The organism is Pseudodesulfovibrio profundus (assembly GCF_900217235.1).
GTDB classification, from domain to species: Bacteria; Desulfobacterota; Desulfovibrionia; order Desulfovibrionales; family Desulfovibrionaceae; genus Pseudodesulfovibrio; species Pseudodesulfovibrio profundus.
The window spans coordinates 2,686,910-2,708,253 of the sequence record NZ_LT907975.1 but is presented as its reverse complement, the minus strand read 5'-3'; the positions used below and the strand labels follow the sequence as shown (position 1 = coordinate 2,708,253).

21 protein-coding genes and 1 riboswitch are annotated in these 21,344 nt (G+C 53.0%); of the genes, 10 read left to right on the top strand and 11 right to left on the bottom strand.

What is annotated here, in order from left to right; genetic code table 11:
- The first annotated feature begins 145 nt into the window (after positions 1 to 145).
- Positions 146 to 2,008: a sensor histidine kinase gene (locus DPRO_RS12745; protein WP_097012393.1), complete on the top strand. Its 1,863-nt coding sequence runs from the start codon at positions 146 to 148 to the stop codon at positions 2,006 to 2,008.
- Positions 2,009 to 2,103: 95 nt separating this feature from the next.
- Positions 2,104 to 2,251: riboswitch (FMN riboswitch) on the top strand.
- Between the two features lie 111 nt (positions 2,252 to 2,362).
- Positions 2,363 to 3,019: a 3,4-dihydroxy-2-butanone-4-phosphate synthase gene (gene ribB / locus DPRO_RS12740; RefSeq protein ID WP_097012392.1), complete on the top strand. Its 657-nt coding sequence runs from the start codon at positions 2,363 to 2,365 to the stop codon at positions 3,017 to 3,019.
- 580 nt (positions 3,020 to 3,599) lie between these two features.
- Here ribB and DPRO_RS12735 read toward each other — a convergent pair.
- From DPRO_RS12735 to DPRO_RS12705, 6 genes are all read right to left on the bottom strand, one after another.
- The gene (locus DPRO_RS12735; protein ID WP_097012391.1) at positions 3,600 to 4,340 is read right to left on the bottom strand and encodes a cephalosporin hydroxylase family protein; all 741 of its coding nucleotides are present in this window, start codon (positions 4,338 to 4,340) and stop codon (positions 3,600 to 3,602) included.
- The gene (locus DPRO_RS12730; RefSeq protein WP_097012390.1) at positions 4,337 to 5,428 is read right to left on the bottom strand and encodes a class I SAM-dependent methyltransferase; all 1,092 of its coding nucleotides are present in this window, start codon (positions 5,426 to 5,428) and stop codon (positions 4,337 to 4,339) included. Before DPRO_RS12730 ends, DPRO_RS12735 begins: the two co-directional genes overlap by 4 nt.
- Entirely contained in the window at positions 5,425 to 6,273 is an 849-nt protein-coding gene (locus DPRO_RS12725) for an NAD-dependent epimerase/dehydratase family protein (protein WP_097012389.1), read from the bottom strand. Before DPRO_RS12725 ends, DPRO_RS12730 begins: the two co-directional genes overlap by 4 nt.
- Before the next feature lie 707 nt (positions 6,274 to 6,980).
- Entirely contained in the window at positions 6,981 to 7,178 is a 198-nt protein-coding gene (locus DPRO_RS12715; RefSeq protein WP_097012387.1) for a hypothetical protein, read from the bottom strand.
- Between the two features lie 276 nt (positions 7,179 to 7,454).
- Positions 7,455 to 8,387: a hydroxymethylbilane synthase gene (hemC, locus tag DPRO_RS12710; RefSeq protein WP_097012386.1), complete on the bottom strand. Its 933-nt coding sequence runs from the start codon at positions 8,385 to 8,387 to the stop codon at positions 7,455 to 7,457.
- A gap of 44 nt (positions 8,388 to 8,431) precedes the next feature.
- A complete protein-coding gene (locus DPRO_RS12705; protein ID WP_097012385.1) occupies positions 8,432 to 8,680 on the bottom strand; it encodes an FmdB family zinc ribbon protein in 249 nt (82 codons plus the stop codon).
- A gap of 313 nt (positions 8,681 to 8,993) precedes the next feature.
- Between DPRO_RS12705 and DPRO_RS12700 the strand changes: the two genes are divergently transcribed.
- Genes DPRO_RS12700 through DPRO_RS12690 form a run of 3 tightly spaced genes read left to right on the top strand, consistent with a single transcriptional unit; the run spans position 8,994 to position 11,534 of the window.
- Positions 8,994 to 9,917, top strand: a complete 924-nt coding sequence (locus tag DPRO_RS12700; RefSeq protein ID WP_097012384.1) for a tetratricopeptide repeat protein — start codon at positions 8,994 to 8,996, stop codon at positions 9,915 to 9,917.
- On the top strand, positions 9,910 to 10,506 hold the full coding sequence (locus DPRO_RS12695) for a hypothetical protein (RefSeq protein WP_097012383.1): 597 nt from the start codon (positions 9,910 to 9,912) through the stop codon (positions 10,504 to 10,506). Before DPRO_RS12700 ends, DPRO_RS12695 begins: the two co-directional genes overlap by 8 nt.
- Before the next feature lie 14 nt (positions 10,507 to 10,520).
- A complete protein-coding gene (locus DPRO_RS12690; protein WP_097012382.1) occupies positions 10,521 to 11,534 on the top strand; it encodes a tetratricopeptide repeat protein in 1,014 nt (337 codons plus the stop codon).
- A 111-nt stretch (positions 11,535 to 11,645) separates the two neighbouring features.
- On the opposite strand, the gene lon is transcribed toward DPRO_RS12690, so the two are convergent.
- The 5 genes from lon to lptE form a co-directional block, all read right to left on the bottom strand.
- Positions 11,646 to 14,186 (bottom strand): endopeptidase La, encoded by a 2,541-nt coding sequence (lon, locus tag DPRO_RS12685; RefSeq protein ID WP_097012381.1) that lies wholly within the window; start codon positions 14,184 to 14,186, stop codon positions 11,646 to 11,648.
- Positions 14,187 to 14,284: 98 nt separating this feature from the next.
- Entirely contained in the window at positions 14,285 to 14,557 is a 273-nt protein-coding gene (locus DPRO_RS12680) for an acylphosphatase (protein ID WP_097012380.1), read from the bottom strand.
- Positions 14,557 to 15,240: a RadC family protein gene (gene radC / locus DPRO_RS12675; protein WP_097012379.1), complete on the bottom strand. Its 684-nt coding sequence runs from the start codon at positions 15,238 to 15,240 to the stop codon at positions 14,557 to 14,559. Before radC ends, DPRO_RS12680 begins: the two co-directional genes overlap by 1 nt.
- 53 nt (positions 15,241 to 15,293) lie before the next feature.
- Complete coding sequence (locus DPRO_RS12670) at positions 15,294 to 16,283, bottom strand: DNA polymerase III subunit delta (protein ID WP_097012378.1); 990 nt, start codon at positions 16,281 to 16,283, stop codon at positions 15,294 to 15,296.
- Between the two features lie 11 nt (positions 16,284 to 16,294).
- A complete protein-coding gene (lptE, locus tag DPRO_RS12665; RefSeq protein WP_097012377.1) occupies positions 16,295 to 16,792 on the bottom strand; it encodes an LPS assembly lipoprotein LptE in 498 nt (165 codons plus the stop codon).
- A gap of 264 nt (positions 16,793 to 17,056) precedes the next feature.
- Here lptE and DPRO_RS12660 point away from each other — a divergent pair, with 264 nt between their 5' ends.
- From DPRO_RS12660 to nusB, 5 genes are all read left to right on the top strand, one after another.
- The gene (locus DPRO_RS12660) at positions 17,057 to 17,785 is read left to right on the top strand and encodes a glycosyltransferase family A protein (protein WP_097012376.1); all 729 of its coding nucleotides are present in this window, start codon (positions 17,057 to 17,059) and stop codon (positions 17,783 to 17,785) included.
- A gap of 207 nt (positions 17,786 to 17,992) precedes the next feature.
- On the top strand, positions 17,993 to 18,838 hold the full coding sequence (locus DPRO_RS12655) for a GGDEF domain-containing protein (RefSeq protein WP_097012375.1): 846 nt from the start codon (positions 17,993 to 17,995) through the stop codon (positions 18,836 to 18,838).
- Between the two features lie 232 nt (positions 18,839 to 19,070).
- Positions 19,071 to 20,282, top strand: coding sequence for a bifunctional 3,4-dihydroxy-2-butanone-4-phosphate synthase/GTP cyclohydrolase II (locus tag DPRO_RS12650; protein WP_097012374.1), 1,212 nt, complete (start codon positions 19,071 to 19,073; stop codon positions 20,280 to 20,282).
- Between the two features lie 130 nt (positions 20,283 to 20,412).
- Positions 20,413 to 20,880, top strand: a complete 468-nt coding sequence (ribH, locus tag DPRO_RS12645; RefSeq protein WP_097012373.1) for a 6,7-dimethyl-8-ribityllumazine synthase — start codon at positions 20,413 to 20,415, stop codon at positions 20,878 to 20,880.
- A gap of 3 nt (positions 20,881 to 20,883) precedes the next feature.
- Complete coding sequence (nusB, locus tag DPRO_RS12640; protein WP_097012372.1) at positions 20,884 to 21,330, top strand: transcription antitermination factor NusB; 447 nt, start codon at positions 20,884 to 20,886, stop codon at positions 21,328 to 21,330.
- Positions 21,331 to 21,344: the final 14 nt, after the last annotated feature.

The following is a 21,344-nucleotide window of genomic DNA, read 5'->3' as shown; positions in this document are numbered from 1 at the left end:
CTGGGTACCCCTTTTTTCAAATGGCGGCAAGAGGGTGTTTGCCCTCAATTCGGAAGATATTCAAATTACTTCTCTGATCCGACAATATCTTCTTCAGGATGAATTACTAATATACACGGTGGAAAGAGTGGATTACAGGTAATTCATGAAGCTGCGAAACATACTTTTTGCATCATTAGGCATACTTGCTGTCATTGTTCTGTCAGTTGGATACGCCATAACCAACCGCCTTGTAAGTGGCGCTTTTCTGCAATTGGAAAAGGAAGAGATTACCTCTCATGTGGTTCGTGCCAAAAATGAACTGCACAATCAGTTACATCGACTTGATCTTTTTTTATGGGATTGGAGTTCCTGGGACGACACCTTCGATTTCGCCATGGACGGCAATGAAGACTATCGCACATCAAACCTGATGCCATTGACATTTCAGGAGCAGCATCTGGCTGCCATGATCATCAACAATGGCGACGGTAAAACTGTTTTCGGAAAGGCATACAACGAAGATGGCAGTGAGAACCAACCGCTCAATCAGTTTCTGAGAGACATCATGGCCCAACCCGAAACCCTTCCGGCCATCTCAGATGAAGGCGGACGAGGCGGATTCGTCATAGTCGGGGGCAAGCCATACGTATTCTCTGTTCGACAAATATTCACTTCAGCAGGTCGTGGTACTGATATCGGTCACTTTCTCATGGCCCGACATATTTCTCCTGCACTGGTCGAAACCATAGCAGAAGACCTGGTGTTGGACATGACGGTTTTCACTGAAGCACAGTCACCCATTGATTGGGACGAATCGAGCGATATCCTTCCTCACTCCACGCCTGATCCCACTATCATCCCGGAAAGTGAAGACACCATCAAAGGGTTCATCACCATTGGCGACATATACAACAAGCCCGCCCTTGTCATTCAGGTGTCATCTGATCGGCGCATCATGAATTTGGGCAAATCCGTTTCGCAGCTCAGTGCCATTTCCATGGCCGTAGTCATTCTCGTTGCAGGCATTCTGATCTTCATCATTCTCCAAAGACGCGTTCTCTCACGACTGGAACGGCTCAATTCACAGGTCCAGCGCATCCGCATTTCCGGCCACACTGACAGGGTTAACATCAGCGGCAGCGATGAGCTTGCCCAGCTCGCATACAGCGTCAACATGATGCTTGAAAGACTGGAATCCGATCAGCGCAAGTTGAGCGAAGCCCGTGATGAGCTCGAAGACAAAGTGGCAGACAGGACCAAGGAATTGGAAAAAGCCAACAAGGAACTGCGAACACTCGATATCGCAAAGAACCACTTTCTGTCGGCCACGTCCCATGAATTGCGCACCCCGCTGACAGCCATCCACGGGTTCGTCAAACTGATGGAACGTGATTTCAAAAAGCATTTCAGCCCGCACCTTAAACAACAAGAAGACCTGACAACCAAGGTCTCAAAGCATCTGACCAACTTCACCGTGGTTCACAATGAAACCAAGCGCCTCGGCACACTCATCGGTGACATGCTTGACCTCAACAAAATCGAAGCGGGCAAGATCATCTGGCGGGATGCCAATGTCGCCCCCGGCCAAATCGTCAATCGTGCGGCAAAATCTATCGCCGGACTCATTGAATCCAATGGCGCCGTCGAGTTGCTGGTCGACATCGAGCCGCAACTTCCACATGTGCATGTAGACAAAGACCGGCTCCATCAGGTCCTCATCAATCTGTTGAATAACGCCGTTAAGTTCACCGAGGATGGTTACATCAAGATATCCGCCAGCAAAGTGCCGGACGGTGTACAGTTCTCTGTTTCCGACACCGGCAAGGGCATTAGCTCCAATGACGTTCCTCGGCTCTTCGAGCTGTTCTATCAAGCTGATCGGGGTGACAGGGAAACACCTTCACTCGGAACAGGCATCGGGCTGGCGATCTGCAAAGAGATTGTCGAGCACTATGGCGGCACCATCAGCGTCGAATCCGAGATAGGCAAAGGAAGCAGTTTCTTTTTCACTATCCCATCGGCATAGCTTCGGCTTTTCACTCCTTCCGCCCTCTCTTGATTTCTCCCCGGAAGACACTCCTTTCTATTGACATTCAGGGGGAATTATATGAGGTTGCATGCACTTGTTCTCAGGGCGGGGTGGAAGTCCCCACCGGCGGTAATCTGATCTTTCAGAAAGCCCGCGAGCGCTTCTCCGTGTGGAGAAGGTCAAGCAGACCCGGTGTAAATCCGGGGCCGACGGTAAGAGTCCGGAAGAAAGAGAATGAGGCAGTCACCCGCTGTCGGTTTTTCACCCGGCACGCGTCCGAGACACGGCCACGCCGTGCTCCACTGTCTATCCTTGCGCCCTGATTCACCATCTTCCAAAGAGGAGATTCAGATGAATCAGAAAACCCAACTCACTGATTTCGGCGATGCCATCGAGCGTGTCGAGAATGCGCTGACGGCCTTGCGCGAAGGTCGCGGCATCCTTGTTACCGATAACGAGGATCGCGAAAACGAGGGAGACCTCATTTTTGCGGCAGAAACGCTGACCGACGAACAGATGGCTCTGCTCATCCGCGAGTGCAGCGGCATCGTCTGTCTCTGCATGACCGATGAAAAAGTCCGTTCACTCAACCTGCCCATGATGGTCGAGGAAAACAACTCGCAGTACCAGACCGCATTCACCGTTTCCATCGAGGCCACCGAAGGTGTCACCACCGGTGTTTCCGCTTCCGATCGCGTCACCACGGTCAAGGCTGCCATCGCAAAAGACGCCAAGCCCACCGACATCGCCAGCCCCGGCAATGTGTTCCCGCTCCGCGCCCGCAGTGGCGGCGTTCTTGAGCGCGGCGGACACACTGAAGCGACCGTGGACATGACCCGACTGGCCGGTTTCGAGCCATGTGGCGTATTATGCGAAGTGACCAACCCCGACGGCACCATGGCCCGGTTGCCCGAAATCATCGAATTCGCCAACAAGCACGATATGCCCGTATGCACCGTGGACGATATCGTCGCCTATCGCAGGGCGAAGGAACGCGTGGCAGCATAACGCCACCAACACTCCTCCCCCTCATCTAAACAAAATATAAGGCCGCTCGTTTGGGCGGCCTTTTCTTTTGCCTAAAGATATTCATGGGAAACCGCCTTCGGCGGGATTGGTCAGGTGATTTCGCCTCCGGCGGGCAAGGACTACCGCCCTTGCATCCCATCTGCCCTTCGGGGCGAGTTTGCCGAAGTACACCGCCAACTACCCACATACCCTTCGCCAACGGCGACACAGGATTCCAAAGGGGCTCGCCCTTTGGCCGCCAGAGGCGAAGCCATCCAATAAATCGCCGCAAAGCGGCATTCAGATTTTATCTCTTGTTACCGAAAAATGACCAATAGCGAAAAAGCCACACTCTAGTTGTAAAACGGAGTGAAAGAGTGCAGCGAACTTCATACCCATAGGTCGATCAGTCTGCGATCCGAGATTGAGCAGGCTTTCACCCTCTAGATAGGATAATTATATCCAGAGAGTGAAAGCCGGATTTTCAATTAATCATGGTCCTGAGAGGAAGGCACGCTCAACAACACCTTGGGGGTCAAAGAGCGCCTACCCTGGCCTTGAAGCCCTTGAATAACACCTATCAATCTTTGATGCATTTCAAGTAGCCGCGAGGAGCGACTGAAAACATGAGTTTGTTGTCAATGTCCGTGTCACGCACAAAGCGGTCATTTGTCTTCAGGAATTCGTCAACAGCAGTCATGGGGTTATTACCAGGCGCCCACGGACGATCGGCAGACGCTTCTTCCGGGAGTTCTTCAATGACCGTGTCGAAAACAACCATGTATGAACCTTTTTTGACAAGAGGTGAGTATAATTTCATTTCTTCAAGGACATGTTCATGGGTATGATTAGAGTCAAGAATCACCATGGGGTTCTCGCACCCCTTGGCAAGGTCGAAGGCTGATTCCACAATCTCGGAGTCGATGGAAGAACCTTGCAACATGGTGACGTTCTTACACATGGGATGTGCCTCAATTTCGGCACGATTGTGGTCGCGAATATCGATATCAATACTAACGGTTTTTCTTTCGCCGCCCAAAAGCTGCAGCATTGAGGCGTGAAACAACACAGTTCCACCATGTGCGATACCGGTCTCAATAATAATATCAGGCTGCACATTCCATATGAGTTCCTGCATTGCGATGATATCTTGAGGATACTGTATGATGGGACGCCCGAGCCAATGAAAGTTGTATGAATATCCTGTCTTGATCGACTCACGCATAAAACTGTCTGCAGCTGATTTCAGTTTCTCATTGCTGCCCTGCGCGTTAATGCGTTCTTGCCGTTCTTTCTTGAAATCTTCAATTGGATTGCTCATATTTCTCCTAATGTCAGCAGTGCGTTAGGATTTCTTTCGCACATGGCTTGTATTTCATCTTTGTAATTTTCGTTCATTATGATGATGTCTGCATTTTCATGATCTCGCAGCTCATCGGGCGATAATATTAAGTGACCACTTTTAGCCGCATAACGGCCTTGTTTTTTAGGGCTGATGTCGACGATTCCGCCAAGCACCGTCCCTTGAGGATCGACCTGATTGGCGAATGCAATCCCTTTTGCACCAGCACCCCATATCAGGCAACCAGGGCGAAGGGCCACATACTTCTTCAGCCGCTCCACTTCATCAGAAAAGATGTTGGGATCGACTGTAGCTTGGCAGCTTTTTTTGCAAGATGTGAATTCTCTGAGCTTATTGATATCGGCGATTATCCACATATATTGATCTTCAAAACACGGAACTACGGAGCATTCATCAAAAAGGCCAGCAATAGAGGATTCCGTGAAATAATTACAGTGCTCATGAAAGATGTCCCAAAAAGCCCGCCTTTGAACAATCCATTCGAATCGAGGGACTTCGATCAGTATTTTACCAGTGAACCCGTTGGCCTCACAGATGGCATGAAGGAACTCAACAGGAGCCGCCACATGCTCCAGTGTGTGGCGCAGAACGACAATATCCCCTGGAGTCACATCAAGTTCTTTGTTGAAATATTCCGACACAACATCGGGATCGTTGCCTTCATGGGCCGGGTCGTAGCCTGTGACTTTGTAACCGGCATCCCGGATCATGCTCAAAAAAACACCCTTTCCACAACCTATTTCAATGACGTTTTGTCCTGGCTTAGCGATACTATTAACCACTCCAAGCGTGTCATTCAGGTGTTTTTGGAAAGCCAAGGAGTGCGCTTGCTCATTTTGATAAGATTCATCATATTCCATGACCTCAGGGTGAAACAAATGGTTCCATGCAAAGCCACAAGAGGTGCATTGCATGAGTTCCACCGGGAAACATGGGGTGTTCAAAGCGTCGTTTTTATTTTCGTACACCCTGTTTTGAAAAGCCGGAACAGCAGCATTGGAGTATATGAGAATAGCTTCGGTTTCGTTACACAGGGGGCATTTCATCGTTGCTTTCTCACTTTTTCCAATAGGTGAGGGGCCCCCCAAAACTTGAAGGGTTCCCAGTCGGGATACGGGAATACGCCAAGATTCAATTTGATATCTGCGTTGTGATTTTCGAGATATCTTTTCACAAGATCAAGCAAGGGAACATTCTCTCCGGAACAAACATTTATCGTACCGGTGTGAGTAGGGTGACAAATAAGATCTGCAATGGCCGCCGCGACTTCCTCCACTGGCAGATAATCACGAATCTGTTGACCGCCGGACATGTCGAATTCATCGCAACCAGACTGAATGGCCTTCTGGAGTTGCGCAAAAAGAGATTTGGGATTCTGCCCTTTGCCGTACATGTAAAAAAGTCGTGCCCACTGTAAATCCGTATCTTTGTCTTTCAGATAACTTTCCAGTTCCAAGCGAAGTTGATTTTTGGCTCGACCGTATGGGTTGTCAGGACGAGGGGGAAACTTTTCAGACAACTCCCCTTCCTGCATTCCGTACTCAAAACAAGTTCCTGCCACCAGAATTTTCTGAATCCCTTGATCGATGAGCTTGCATAGGAAATTCTTGCTTTGAGGCAGACTATGATTGAGATGGGTTTCGGACTTATAGTCGGGCAGGTTAGGCCACGCCAGGTGGACACAATGGCTAGGGTGGTGCAACTGATCCATGAGGGAGTCTGGTAGTTGATCCAAATCCATTTGGACTAGCGTAACGGCATCAGCCCACGGCGCCTGTTTCATCTTACTCAGACTGCGCCCTGTGGCCACTACTTCCACCCCTCTTTCAACAAGGGTAGAAATTACGTGATGGCCCAAAAAACCTGTCGCACCCGTTACAAGTATCTTCATTGGTACGGTTTATCCTCGAGTCTATTCTGCAACCATATTAATCTGGAATTATCGCCATTGAAAAGCATACATCTTCTGATTGCCTAAGATGTTTGGCTGCAGCGAAAATTTCGATCAGGATACACCGACACAACTAAACGCCCTTCTTCCTCGGCGACAAAGCAGCAAGGAACACGGAGGCCAGAATAGGGATACCTACTATAATGATTTGATCGACCATGAGATTGCCTGACGTTTTCAGGACCATCCAGCTAGGATAGAGAACCTAATTGACTCTATGTCCTCTCGCACCAACTCTCGCTATTTTGATGAATCCTGAAACAAGTTTCGTTCAAAAATTATACACAAAACCACTTTTCCGTGCAACAGCGAACAATCAGCCCCGAAACGGACTACCGCCCTTGCATCCCATTTGCCCTTCGGGGCGAGTTTACCGAAGCGCACCGCCAAGAAAAGCCAGCGAACGACTTGTTCTACCCACATACCCTTCGCCAGCGGCGACACAGGATTCCAAAAGGGCTCGCCCTTTGGCCGCCGGAGGCGAAGTCATCTAATAAATCACCGCAAAGCGGCATTCATATTCTGCTTGTAAAGTCTTGAAATAGAGAGATGTGCAGATAGGGAAAGGGGAAAAAGCGATTTTGATCAGCCAAAAAAATAGGGCCGATGCGGTGCACCGGCCCTACTCGTGTAACGAACCACGTTTCTTATGCATTTCCAAGATCTCCGGCGACAGCCTGAATGACTTCACCCTTCGCGTTGTAGGTACCTGAAGCCTGAACCTTGACGAGGTCACGGGCCATTTCCGGGTTTTCCAAAACTTCTCGCTGCAGCCGAACCTTGCGGATGTTCTTCATCTGATCCGCTTGATTGAATGCACTTACGTTGAGACTACCAACTTCCATGATTCGAACCTCCTTGCAATGTATTTGTTGCAGTGTATTTACGGTTCTTATCGGATTGGCGATGGAAACCTTTAGGGGATTTCGGGGATCGCGAAGAGTTCGCTCCCCAACCATCTTGATTTTGGTGACTTTTTTTACTGAAAATTTAGCTCTGGACATCTATTTATCACAATTGTCCCGTTCGGGATTCAGAATTTATTGCGAACAGCAATAACGATTCAGTGATAGCCAATAGAGAAACTCCGGCCCGGAATGCCGGGCCGGAGCAATCAAAGACTATGCGGATTCGCGAGCGTAGACGCGATCAAGGATTTCCTTGGCGCCCTGCTCCAAGACTTTTCCGGCCAGAATCATGCCGATATCCCAGGCATTCTCGACCTTGCCTTCAGCCATCATGCGGATGGGATTGGAGCCATCGACATCGGCCACAAAGCCGGTGAGGCGAACCATGTCGCCATCGAGCTGAGACCATGCGGCAATGGGTACCTGGCATCCACCGTCAAGACCGGTCAGGAAACCGCGCTCAGCCATCACCTGATGCTTGGAGGGGGTGTGATCGAGGAACTGAAGCATTTCGATCACTTCAGTATTATCCTTATTGTATTCGATACCGAGGGCACCCTGGGCTACAGCAGGAAGGAAGTCCGGCGGTCCGAGGATCTCCTGCTTGGGCGCTGAAATTTCCAGTCGATTCAAACCGGCGGTGGCAACAACAATGGCATCGAAGTCGCCATTGAGCAGCTTATTGACGCGGGTATCGAGGTTGCCGCGCAGGGACTCGATCTTGAGATCGGGACGCAGGGTGGCCAGTTGCGACTGACGACGGAGGGAAGAGGTGCCGACGACAGCACCTTCGGGCAGCCCTTTCAGTCCATCATAATGGACGGAGAGCAGAGAATCGGTCGGTGCTTCACGCTCGGGGATGATGCCGACTTCCAGTCCTTCAGGCAGTTCGGTGGGGACGTCTTTCATGGAGTGAACCGCAATATGCGCGCGTCCATCCAACAATGCTTCTTCGATTTCCTTTACGAACAGACCTTTACCGCCGACTTTAGCCAGCGGGACGTCCAAAATTTTGTCCCCTTTAGTCTTGATCTTGAGCAGTTCAACGCTCAGTCCGGGGTGTTCGGCTTCAAGTCGATCCTTAATATGATTGGCCTGCCAGAGGGCCAGAGCGCTACCGCGCGTGGCAATGACGAGTTGTTTCATGATATCCTTGTGGTCTGGTGCCGTTTTGAGAAGGCGGTCTGGAATTAGCCGCAGCTGGAACAGTCGCCGCCGGAACAACCGGCGCATCCACTGGGGGCGGAAGGAGCGGAGGCCATTTCGGAATCGCCTCCCATATCCGGTGCACCGCCGCCAACGCGAGAACGAACCGCGCTCATCAGCTTTTCGGTTTTCGAAGACCCACAGCCGGGACAATTGGGACATTCATCCCTGTCAAATACGAGTTCTTCGAATTCTTTTTCGCAATCGTTACAAATATATTCAAATATCGGCATGTATTACTCCGAATGCATGGTTTATCCACAACCAAAGGCTGTCGGGACAGAGAGACTCAATAGCTCAAAAGGTCAATACTGGCAACGGTCGGTTCCTACATGCCCACCGCAACCGTAAAGTAGGATAAATCGTCATCCGTGCTTGTCCAGTCCCACATTATAAATGACGGTGAAAGTGGTGAGCGGTAAGGTGGAGACTGATCAAAACAACTGTTTATTGGAATCGACATAATCGGCGGTAACATATACACTACTTACATCTTTGTCATCGGGGGGATGACTTCCGGCCACATCAGTGCCGGGCAGATAGACAATGCAAACCAGGACCCAAATGCGTTCACAGGTTAAACCGGGATGTCCAGGGCTCGAGAACACCAACGAGCCTCTCAAGTGCGTCTTCTCAACGGTGACGACCTTCAAAGTCGGGACCGGAACCACCGCAAAAAAGCAACAGAGTAAAAACCTCTGGTTCGCCAAGCAGTGCGACGAGGATTCGTATGCCATACGCAAAATAAATCCGCAGTTCGTTCCCGTGGGCGATGAGACATACGTAGACCGCGAGACCCTGCTCTCGGAGTATACCCCTGAGGTCGAGATTCACAACCAGCAGGTACAACCGGCCATGGCGGCGCTCAACAAGACCCTTGCCAAGGGCGACAAGCACCGTGAGGACAACAAGCCGCTTTCAGCCGAGATGGAATACACCAGGGCGCTGGATGTTGACGAAACCAATGTCCGCGCCATCTTCGGGCTGGGGCTTGTGTACCTGGAACGCAACGACAGGGAAAAGGGGTTGGCGGTTTTCGATCAACTGGTCGCCATGGAGGCGGCTTTCGACGAAGACCACAAGCACTTGTTCAACGAGTTCGGCATTGCCTTGCGAAAGAACCAGCTCTATGAAGAATCCATACGCTACTACACTCGCGCTTCCGAGTTGACCGAAGATGACGAGAATCTCTTTTACAATCTGGCCCGTGTTTTTTATGAGAAAAACGACTGGGAGCACTGCTTCCTTTTCGTGGAAAAGGCACTGAAACTCGACCCCGACCACACCGCAGCAATTAGCTTGGGACAAGTCATGTCCATCATGGCGGATGATCCGAAGAAGCGGGAAAAGCACGGCAAACCAGAAGTACCAACTGAAATCGCGGAACAAGTCAAAACACTACTAAAAAAGAGCAACTCTTCAGCAATGATGGAATTTCCCACGGAAGGTTTAGGAGGAAAACGTGTCTAAGCGGCTGGACGTCACCATGTTCGGCACCGGCTATCGTGTCGGGGCCATACTCCTCTCGCAACAGACGATCTCTGCCGGAGTGGCCGCCTATGGACGCAGAGAGTGGCATGTCCTTCTCATGGATATAGCGCTGGGAGTGGCCTCTTCCCAGAAAGTGAAACAGGTCAATCAGGTGGTTGGGGCAAACCTGTCACCACTTTTTGTCAGCGAAGGGATTGCCATGCAGGACGAAGAATTCGGCATGGAGATATTCCACGAAGGCCGACCCGTATCCTTTACACAGGTCGATGCCGCCCGCCGTATCCCTCGCCCGGAACAGTTCCTGAGTCAGGGCAAGGCCAAGGACGTCCTCGGTGTCTATCATGCCCGACGCGACACGGCATTGAGCTTTCGATGGGACGATGTTGATGCCTTCCGCCAGGAGGACGTCACCCTCTCCATTGACAACTGCACTCGCCTTCTTGGTGGAAAGTTCAAACTGGAGTTGGCAGTGGGCGTCACCTGGAAAGGCGGTGCAGGGCGAAATGTCGGTGTGGACCGCAATGAGGAATGGGGCTACTTCGGCCATGTCTTTCACCAAAAGAGCTGATGCGATCAAGAGTTATGGATAAGGATGATTTCAAGCTTGATCTGGGTGATACGCCCAAGAGCAATGGAACGGTCTCCGGTTGGGACTATCTGACAGAAGACGGGATCATCAAATGCGTCTTTTCCTCGATATCTGACTCGGACACGAGCGATACGAACGATGCCACGTCTGATGATCGCCAGTATTGGTATGCGCATCAAACCGGCCCCGAGCGCATCGAGCTTCGCCAAATCAACGACAATGATCTGCCCGACGGCGAACCGGCCACCATCCCCCTGCATAAGCTCATCAATGAGTACACCCCCCATTTCGGCTACTACGAAACCACGGTTCTCCCGGCCATGAAAGAACTGGCCGAGACCCTGGATCGGGGCGATGCGCTTCGTGAGGAAGGCCGCCTGTACAGCGCAGAGATGGAATACGGCAGTGCTCTCAAGCTCGAAGCCCGGAATATCCGCGCCCTGTTCGGCATTGGCCTGATCTGCTCCACGCGAAAAGAGGTGGAACGGACACGCGAGATCATGAATGAACTGGTGCAGATTCAGTCTGCCTTTGACGGCAAGAATCAGCATCTTTTCAATGAGTTCGGCATCGCCCTGCGCAAAATCGGCCTGTTTGATGAGTCGGTTCAGTATTATCGCCGAGCCATCGAGATGGTCAAAGATGACGAGAATCTCTATTACAATTACGCTCGCGCCCTTTACGAAAACAAGGACTGGGAAGGGTGTATTGACGGCCTGCTTCTCTCCCATCGGATCAATCCGAAACTCGAAGTCACTCAGGACCTTTGCCATGTGATAGTGGCGCTCTCTGACGACGAATCCCTGCTGGTCAAATACGACAAGCCGCCGGTCCCGCCGGAAGTCGCTGCCGCCGCCCGCCGCATGATCGAGCAACAGGAACCGAAGGTGCCCCTCGACGAGAAGCCCGTCTTCGACGCCCCGGAAGAAGGCCGCGCCCAGCAACAGCGCTCCCACCAGGTGGAGGACGGCGAAGAAGTAGATATCGACAGCCTGCTGGGAGATTGATCAATTCTCACTCACACCCGAGCAGCATGAATTGAATACGATAAAAATTTGCTTATAAAAAAAGCCCTGTCATCGGATGACGGGGCTTTTTATACTTATTGAGTATGGCCGTTATGCTTTGGCAAGGGGCCAGACTTCTTCGATCTTTTCGACGGTCTTGATCTTGATCCGCTTGCGGAGTTCTTCCGGTATTTCGGTGAGGTCCTTTTTGTTCTGGGCCGGGATCAGGACAATATTCATGCCACGGGCTACCGCGGCCAGAATCTTTTCCTTGATACCGCCAACAGGCAGGACACGACCACGGAGACTGATTTCACCGGTCATGGCGATCTCGGGGTTGACCGGAGCATTGGACAATGCCGAGATCAGTGCCGTGACCAACGTGACACCGGCGGACGGGCCATCCTTGGGAGTGGCACCAGCCGGAACGTGAACGTGGATATCCATCTTCTCGTTGAACTTCGGATCGATGCCATATTCGTCGGCGCGAGCACGGGCGATGGACAGGGCGGCCTGAGCCGATTCCTTCATCACATCACCGAGCTTACCGGTCAGTGTCAGACGGCCTTTACCGGGCATGGTCGTTACTTCGATGTGAAGCAACTCGCCACCCACAGGTGTCCAGGCCAAGCCCACGGCAACGCCCGGAGGCAGGCTGGTTTCCTTTTCATCGTCAAGAAAATGCGGCGGCCCGAGCAGCGTGTAGAGGTTCTTGGCCGTCACCTTGAACGGTCCCTTCTCCCCTTCTGCCTTCTTGCGTGCCATTTTGCGGCACAGGGTTCCGATTTCCCGTTCGATATTACGCAGCCCGGCTTCGCGGGTGTACTCACGAACGATTTTTGCGACCAGCTTGTCAGAGACCTCCAGTTCATCATCCTTGAGGCCGTTGTCGCTGACCTGACGAGGGATAATGTAACGGCGGGTAATAGCAGTCTTTTCCTGCTCCGTGTAACCGGGGATGCGAATGATCTCCATGCGGTCACGCAACGGGCCGGGAATAGAATCCAGCATGTTGGCCGTACAAATGAACATCACCTTGGACAGGTCAAACGGCACATTCAGGTAGTGATCGGTAAAGGAGTAGTTCTGCTCCGGATCAAGCACCTCCAGCAATGCCGAAGACGGATCGCCACGGAAGTCCGAACCGAGCTTGTCGATTTCGTCGAGCATGATCACCGGGTTACGGGTACCGCACTGCTTGATTCCCTGGATGATTCGTCCGGGCATGGCGCCGATGTATGTCCGGCGATGACCGCGAATCTCTGCTTCGTCGCGCATGCCGCCAAGCGACATACGGTGGAACTTGCGGCCAAGGGAACGGGCAATGGATCGACCAAGAGAGGTCTTACCCACACCGGGAGGGCCGGAGAAGCAAAGGATGGGACCTTTCATCTTCGGGTTGAGCTTGCGAACACTCAGATATTCGAGGATACGTTCCTTGACCTTCTCAAGGTCATAGTGATCCTCATTCAGAATGGTCTCGGCCTTTTTGATGTCGAGCCTGTCGCGGGAAAGCTTTTTCCACGGCAGCTCAATCATCCAATCGAGATATGTTCTGATGACAGTGGCTTCACTGGATTCGGCGTGCATGGATTCAAGGCGACGCAACTGCTTGTGCGCCTCTTTCATGACATCCTTGGGCATGCCGGATTTGAGGATACCCTGCTTGAGTTCCTCCATCTCTTCGGAATCGTCACCGTCGTCACCCAGCTCGCGCTTGATGGCCTTCATCTGCTCACGCAGGTAGAAGTCACGCTGTGCCTTGTCCATGCCTTCTTTGGCCATGGTCTGGATCTTGTTCTGCATATTGGCAACTTCCACTTCCTTGAGAAGCTGGGAGTTGACCAGTTCCAGTCGATCCATGGGGTCCTGGCATTCGAGAATCTTCTGCGCGACATCAACCTTCATTCGCAAGTTGGATGCGATGAGATCAGCCAGACGCCCCGGCTCGGAAACATTGTTGAGCACGGACATGATATCCTGCGAGGAAATCCCGCGCAGGGTCAGGATGCGCTCGGACTGCTCGCGGGAAGAACGGATAAGCGCTTCCTGCTCGCTGGTCAGTTCAGGCACTTCCGGCTCGATGAGCGGTTCAAGCTCTGCGATGTGATACGGATCACTGGACGTGATACGCTTCACCTTGGCACGGGCCAATCCCTGTACAAGCACCTTCAGACGGCCATCCGGCATTTTCAGCATACGCATGATCATGCCGACGGTGCCGGTCATGTACATTTCGTCCGGGTTCGGGTCTTCGACCTTTTCGTCCTTCTGGGTGAGAATCAGGATATACCTGTCCCCTGCCAGTGCCGCGTCCACGGCCTGGATGGATTTCTCCCGTCCCACGAAAAGAGGAAGGATCATGTAATTGAAAACAACGATATCCCTGACGGCAAGCACCGGAAGGGTGGAAGGAATATCCGCCGGATTCGGACCGGCCAATTCATCACCGTCGCCAAACAGGGACGCTGTTCCGGGAGCGTTGGTCAACGCTTCAATGATATCAGGCAGTTCTTCGCCTTTACCAGGCTCGACAGGCGCGCTTTCCGGGCGCTTCGGCTTATTTGCAGGCCCTTTCCTGCCGCCGGATTCAGGCTTTTTGCGCTTGATCCTTGTCGGCTTGATGGGCGATTTACTTTTTTTCCTGCTCAAGGTTTCATCCTTTTATTTCTGTGAAAATCTGGTTGTTTTACCCAAATAAGTCGTCAAAACGGGTTGGCAAGTCCGATTTTTATGCAATTTGACACTTCTTATCTACGTACGTCAAACGAGTCGAAGACTGTCTCTTTGTCTCCACTTTTCACAACGACCTCCGTCACCCTTGCCAAGGGTGGGCCGTCGTGCAGACGCTCAATAAACTGATCCAGGACGCCCTTTTCCGCTTGGGCAAGAGCCTCCACACTCCCATCGGGAAGATTACGCACCCAGCCTGCAACTCCCAGCTCGCGGGCGATGTCTCGGGTCCAGGCCCGAAACCAGACTCCCTGCACCTTGCCGTGTATGACTGCTACAATTTCTTCCATCACATCCGCCCATGATCATTGAAACTATAGAACTCGGTATCCGTCACCACCAGATGATCCAGCACGCGAATATCCAATGCCTGCGCCGTTTCCTGAATCCGTGCCGTCAGCAAGATATCTTCCGAAGACGGCCTCGGGTCGCCCCCCGGGTGGTTGTGGGCCAGGATGATGGAGACCGCCTCCAGTCGGAGTGCAGTAGCCATGATCTCCCGCGGAAAAACCGGCGTGGCATTGACCGTACCCTTGGAGACCTGCTCCCAGGCGATCACCCGGTTCTTGGAATCCAGAAAGGCCGCCCAGAATTCCTCGGTTCCCTTGTTGCCGATGCGGGCCATGGCAGCACGAGCCACCTCAACAGGGTCAGACAGAGGCTCGCCGCTCCGGGCCTGCGCCTCACCCATGCGGGCGAACAGCTCCTGAATGAGCTGCCAGTGGTATTTCACTCCGGCGGCAACACCCTTGATCTCGTCAAGCTGATCAGGGCGGGCCATCATGGCGTCTTTCAAAGATCCAAAGCGCTCGATCAAGGCCTTGGCCAACGGTTTCGTGTCCCTCCGGGGAAGCACGGAAGCCAGAACCAGTTCCATGATCTCATAATCAGCCAGGCTGCGAGGTTCACCGGCCAGCTTCTCTTTCAGGCGCTGCCGGTGGCCTACGTAATGGGGCTTTTGTTTTTGTTTCATATCGGGGAAGTCAAGACGTGAGGAATGATTTAGAACGATTTATAATAAGCCTATCAACGACGCATCCGGGCTTTAGGCTGAAACAGATCGATGAGACCGGCGATGAGGCTGTCCAGTACTTCGTCGTACTTTCGCTCGCCCGATTTGATGGAATATTCGGCCTCCAGAGCCAGATCAATCATGCGCGCAACGCCCTGCTGCCCAAGCTGACGGGCAACCGGTGTCTTTTTCTTGATGACATACGGATTACCCGCGACCTTGCCGCCACCGAGGATCATCCCGAACATCCGGGCCTGTGAAGCCAAAAATCCGATAAGATTGAAAAGCATCTGGTCCTTGGCAGCCTTTGCGTGATCATCAATGACCCGCTTCCATACAGCGGCCTCGGCTCCCGGACGACTCAGGGCGTCCATGAGATCGAAAAACGCCATCTCTCCGGTCTGGGCGATCAGTCCGACATGCTCTCTTTTGACCATACGCTCGTCACCGGCAGCCAACTCGATCTTGTCGAGCTCCAGTCGGGCCGCGACAGCATCTGCGGGCAATGCCTGGGCCAAGGCGCGATCCGCCCCCGGCTCAAATGCCATGTTGTTCTTTTGCGCCCATGTCCGCACGAAATCACCCAGGGACCGGGCATCCAATCCCTGCGATTCCCATATCCAACCGGCTTCCTTGGCCTTCTTGAACAGACCTCGTCGAGCCAGTGTGGCCGGAATGGGCGCCTTCTTGGTCTTCCATTGTCCTTCGAGACAGAAAATCGGATAGATGTCCGACCCCAAGCCTTTGACACCGGCATCGAGCTTATCCCAATGCTCTGCCTTGAGGGCATGGGCGCGGCGCACGATCAATGCCTTGGGTTGCGGGAAAAGCGATTTGATCGTCAGGTCGGTCCAGAATATCTGAGGCAGCGGATCGTCATCATCACCCCAGAATGTCTTTATTTCCCAACCGTCCTGCCCCGAGCTCTTGAGTCGCTCGTCCACGTGGGACTTGATCAGCTCCGGGTCAGGACAGACAAGAAAAATGTATTTGGGTCGATTCATGCTATTCCACTCTAATAGTTCTGGGACATTCTGTTAGCCAAATCACGGATGCCAAGGCGCGTGACTTCTTCATCGGCTTCGGACTCCTGCCCGGAGAAGAACGGCCAACTCTGCGTAATGCGGCCGGAGCTCCAGAGGACAGAATCATCCACGGCAGAACGGACCACTGCGCTGAACTCCAACTTTGCGCTGGAACGCAAGGTTTCGTCATTTTCGCCTTCCACCGCGGTACGCCGAGTATAACTTTCGATATCGATGGAGATCAACGCGTCGGCATCCTCCCGATCATCCACCCAGGTAATCACGCCACGGTTGGTCATCTCGTCGCGCAACAGCTTGCGAAGACGTGGCTCAAGCCAGGTGAACATGGTCGGGTTGTCCACTTCAGCTATCCCCATTGTTCGGTATTTTTCGGCCAGAACAAAGTGGTCGCTGCTGGGACCAACGGAATATCCGCACCCAACAAGGAAAAAGCACAGCAAAAGAGGCATATATTTGGCTACGTTCATCGTTTAACTCCACGGAATCGATTTTGGTGGCAGATAGTACGTGGAAACGAAGCAAAGGTCCACTTTGACCTTGGCTCATTCCGACCCTGTTGACGACTTCCATGCAAACAACTTGATACGCCCCCCTAAAGAAACTGCTCATCTTTGCCGATACAACCCATGAAGCGGTGAAATATACGCTAACAATACAGCTTAATAAACAAGACGAGATTCGTACTTGTAAAACCCGCACGAACAGTGGGGGAGGGATAGGAGATCACTGCCATGGACGGCACACTCTTTTCGATCATAATTCCCTCTACAGGCAGGCGGCCCAGGGCTTTGCAGAAGGCGGTGGAATCCGTTGAAAAGGCGGCCAGGTTCGCAGGACTGAAGAAGGAACAACTGGAAATTCTCATAGGCTTCGACGGAGTCAAGGGGACAGCACCGCAGTGCGCCTACCCGGTCCAGGCCTTCAATCTGCCCAGGGATAACGACTGGGGCAACGGCATACGCAACACGCTGCTCAAGATTGCCAGCGGCGACAAGCTCATTTTTCTTGATGACGACAACGTCATCAAGCAGCACGCTTTGCGCACCTACATGCGGTATACGGATACGGAGATGATCATCGCCCGTATCGATACGCAACTCGCCTTTGACAAGCCGTTTCTGCCGGTCAACGACAACGGCTCACTGGTGCGTCCGGGCAATATCGATCCACTGTGCCTGTGCGTTTCCCGACGACTGGTTGTCGACCGCTGCGGCGGCTGGCTCTATCAGGGCAAGTACGAGGCAGATTATCTGAACATCCTCCAGTGGTACCGCCGCTCGCACTCCACAAAAGTGCTTGAAGAGGTCGTCGGCGTGTATGATGCGGGCAGGAGCCTGGACAACAACGCCTTGTCCAGACGTCAGGCCAACATGCTCGACAGACTCGCCAATGAACGAAGCGTGTCCGCCGATCAGGTTCGCCGTCCGGCTACAGTGGAACTGCACGAGGCTCTCGCCTGATCCGCACAGCCCGGCTTTGCACATCGAGGCCCAAGTGGACCTCAAAAGGCCCCGGCATCAAAAACAATCCATGAATCGACCCGACTCGCAGCCAACAGCGAGTCGGGTCATTTTTTTCAAAAACGGTATTTTCAACTTTCACTCATTGATGTATAGGAGGCTCAACCAGAATAGATCGATAAAAAGTACCGGAATCCCGAGAATTCAATGAAGAAGTTGTCCACACCCCGCCCTTTCCGCATCTGGCTGCTGTTCGCCATTCAGGTCGTCATGGTCATGACCGTCTTTCTTTGTGGTGTGTGCGCGGGATTGTCCCTCATTGACGGCCGATCCGAACCAATACTGATGAGCGCTGCCATTTTTGACATCTCGACCATCAAATCGGCCATGGATGCCAACCGGACAATGGTCTTCTCTTTTGTGGCCGCCTGGACCTCGGTGATCGTGGCAACCTTCATTTTTCTTACCCAGCGACTCACCAGACAACTGAAAGCTGCCACCGACGTACTGGTAGAGACAAGCGTCAACGATCCGCTGACCGGTCTCGCCAACCGGCGTTACTTCTTTGAACGCCTTGAGCAGGAAGTGGACCGGGCCGTCCGATACAAGACCAACCTGTCGCTGATCATGATCGACATCGACAACTTCCGCAAAATCAATGACGAACTGGGGGCGCAATACGGCGACCTGGCGCTGACCGAGGTTTCGCGCCTGCTGGCTGCCAACATCCGCACCTCGGATATCATCGCAAGGTACGGCGGCGAGGAATTTGCCATCCTCATCCCGGCCCTGGACGTCAACAAGGCGGCAATGGCTGCGGAAAAGTTGAGGAATGTGGTCGAAGTAAACGACCTGACCATGGAAGGCCCGCGCCTTAAGGTGACCATAAGCGCAGGCGTGGCTGACCTTGAATCCATCGAAAACACGGATGGCCCCGTTCGCGAGCACCTGATCCGGTCAGCCGAAGACGCCATGTACAAGGCAAAATCCCTGGGTCGAAACTGTGTCGTGGCGCACAAACGGATCGTGGAAAAACAACTCCCCCTACTCTAATCCCCTTGTCATTTGGCCTCCAATGACTACATTCCTTCTGGCCGTGGAGCTTCCCTTGTTGGAAGACCAGGAACATCAAATCAGCATCCGCTTGTTATCATTGCAGTTTTGAGTGAAAAATTTCCCCTTTCCCACCACGACCATTTACGATAAGTAATTTGGTTCCGCGCAAGCAGGTCAGGACAGCGACGTGCTGCGGTTTCGGAAAAATCTTTCTATGAGGTAACGACGCATGGCATTGTGTAGAATTGAAGACGCCATTGAGGATATCCGCCAAGGTAAAATGATCATCATGGTGGATGACGAGGACCGTGAAAACGAAGGCGATCTGGTGTGCGCTGCTGAAGCGGTCACCCCTGAGATCATCAACTTCATGGCCACCCATGGACGCGGGCTTATCTGCCTGCCCATGAACAACAGCATGGCTGACAAGCTCGGTCTTGAGTTGATGGCCCAAAAGAACGAGTCTGGTTTCGGCACCAACTTCACTGTCTCCATCGAGGCCCGCGAAGGCGTTACCACCGGCATTTCGGCCGCAGACCGTGCGACCACCATCCTGGCTGCCGTTGAAGACGGCGCAGGTCCGGACTCCATTGTCACCCCCGGCCACATTTTCCCACTCCGAGCCAAGGACGGCGGTGTTCTGGTTCGTGCCGGACAGACCGAAGGCGGCTCAGACATCGCCCGCCTTGCCGGGTTCAAGCCCGCGGCTGTCATCTGCGAAATCATGAACGAAGACGGCACCATGGCTCGCATGCCTGATCTGGAAGTCTATGCTGAAAAGCATGACCTCAAAATCTGCTCCGTTGCCGATCTCATCGCCTACCGCATGAAATTCGACGGCCAGTCCGTGGAAAAGGTGGCCGAAGCCAACCTGCCCACCCGCTGGGGCGAGTTCAAGTCCGCGGCATTCCATTCCGAGGCAGACGGCAAGACCCACATCGCCCTGTACATGGGCGACATTCACCCGGACGAGCCCACCTTGGTGCGTGTCCATTCCGAGTGCCTGACCGGTGACGTGTTCGGCTCCCTGCGTTGCGACTGCGGCCCCCAGTTGGCCGATGCCATGTGCATGATCCGCAACGAAGGCAAGGGCGTACTCGTCTACATGCGGCAGGAAGGTCGCGGTATCGGCCTTGGCAACAAGATCAAGGCGTACCACTTGCAGGATCAGGGTTTCGACACGGTTGAAGCCAACGTCAAGCTCGGCTTTCCGCCGGACCTTCGCGAGTATGGCACCGGTGCCCAGATTCTGGTCGCTCTCGGTGTTTCCAAAATGAAGCTGATGACCAACAACCCGAAGAAAATGGTCGGCCTGGAAGGGTACGGCCTGAAGGTCACCGAACGTGTACCCATCGAAATCGACGCCTGCGAGATGAACGAAAAGTATCTCAAGACCAAGCGCGACAAGATGGAACACATGATCAAGGTGGATACACCGTAGTTGCCGCAAGGTGACTGATAACGCCAAAAAAAACGGCGAATCGGCCAACAGGCTGTTCGCCGTATTGACTTTTGAAGAACCGATAACTTATTACACCGCTATATATACATATAAATAGGGAGACCGATCCATGCCCTTGAAGACCATTGAAGGACAGCTGAACGCCAAAGGTTTGAAAATCGCCATCGTGGCCGCCCGTTTCAACGACTTCATCGTTGACCGACTCATTTCCGGCGCCACCGACTACCTTGTCCGCCACGGCGGAAGCGAAGAAGACCTGACTCTCGTCCGCCTACCCGGCGCATTCGAGCTGCCCATCGCTGCCCAGAAGCTGGCCAGATCCGGCGACTACGACGGTGTGGTTGTACTCGGCGCGGTTATTCGCGGCGCTACCCCGCACTTCGACTTCGTATGTAACGAATGCGCCAAGGGCGTTGCCCAGGCCAGCATGGAATCCGGCGTTCCCATGGGCTTTGGCCTGCTGACCTGTGATTCTCTGGACCAGGCCATCGAACGTGCCGGTTCCAAGGCAGGCAACAAAGGTGTTGAAGCCGCTTCCGCTCTGCTCGAAACCATCCGCGTTCTGGAACAGCTCTAGACCATGGGCGGTAAAAAGAAGGGCAACAAGCCCGGCATCCGCAGGGTAGGACGTACTCTGGCGTTTCAGGTGTTGTATGCTTCCCATTTCGTGGACGCAGACAATCCCATGGACATTGGTTCGCTGTTCGACATCAATCCGCTGGTGAAGGAAGAAGAATCCGAAACCGCCTGCGAATTCGCTCGCGACCTGGCCCTCGGTGTTGACGCTCAACGCGCCAAGCTCGACGAGATCATCCAGGCCCAGACCCAGCACTGGAAAATCGAACGCATCGCCATTGTGGAGCTCTCCATTCTCCGCCTGTCCCTGTATGAAATGATGTTTACTGATATTCCGGTCAAAGCCGCTATCAACGAAGCCATCGAACTGTCCAAGACGTTCGGTGACGAGAAGTCCCGTTCTTTTGTCAACGGCATTCTCGATGGTGCAGCCAAGAAGCTGAAACAGTAGGCAGAGTTACAAAA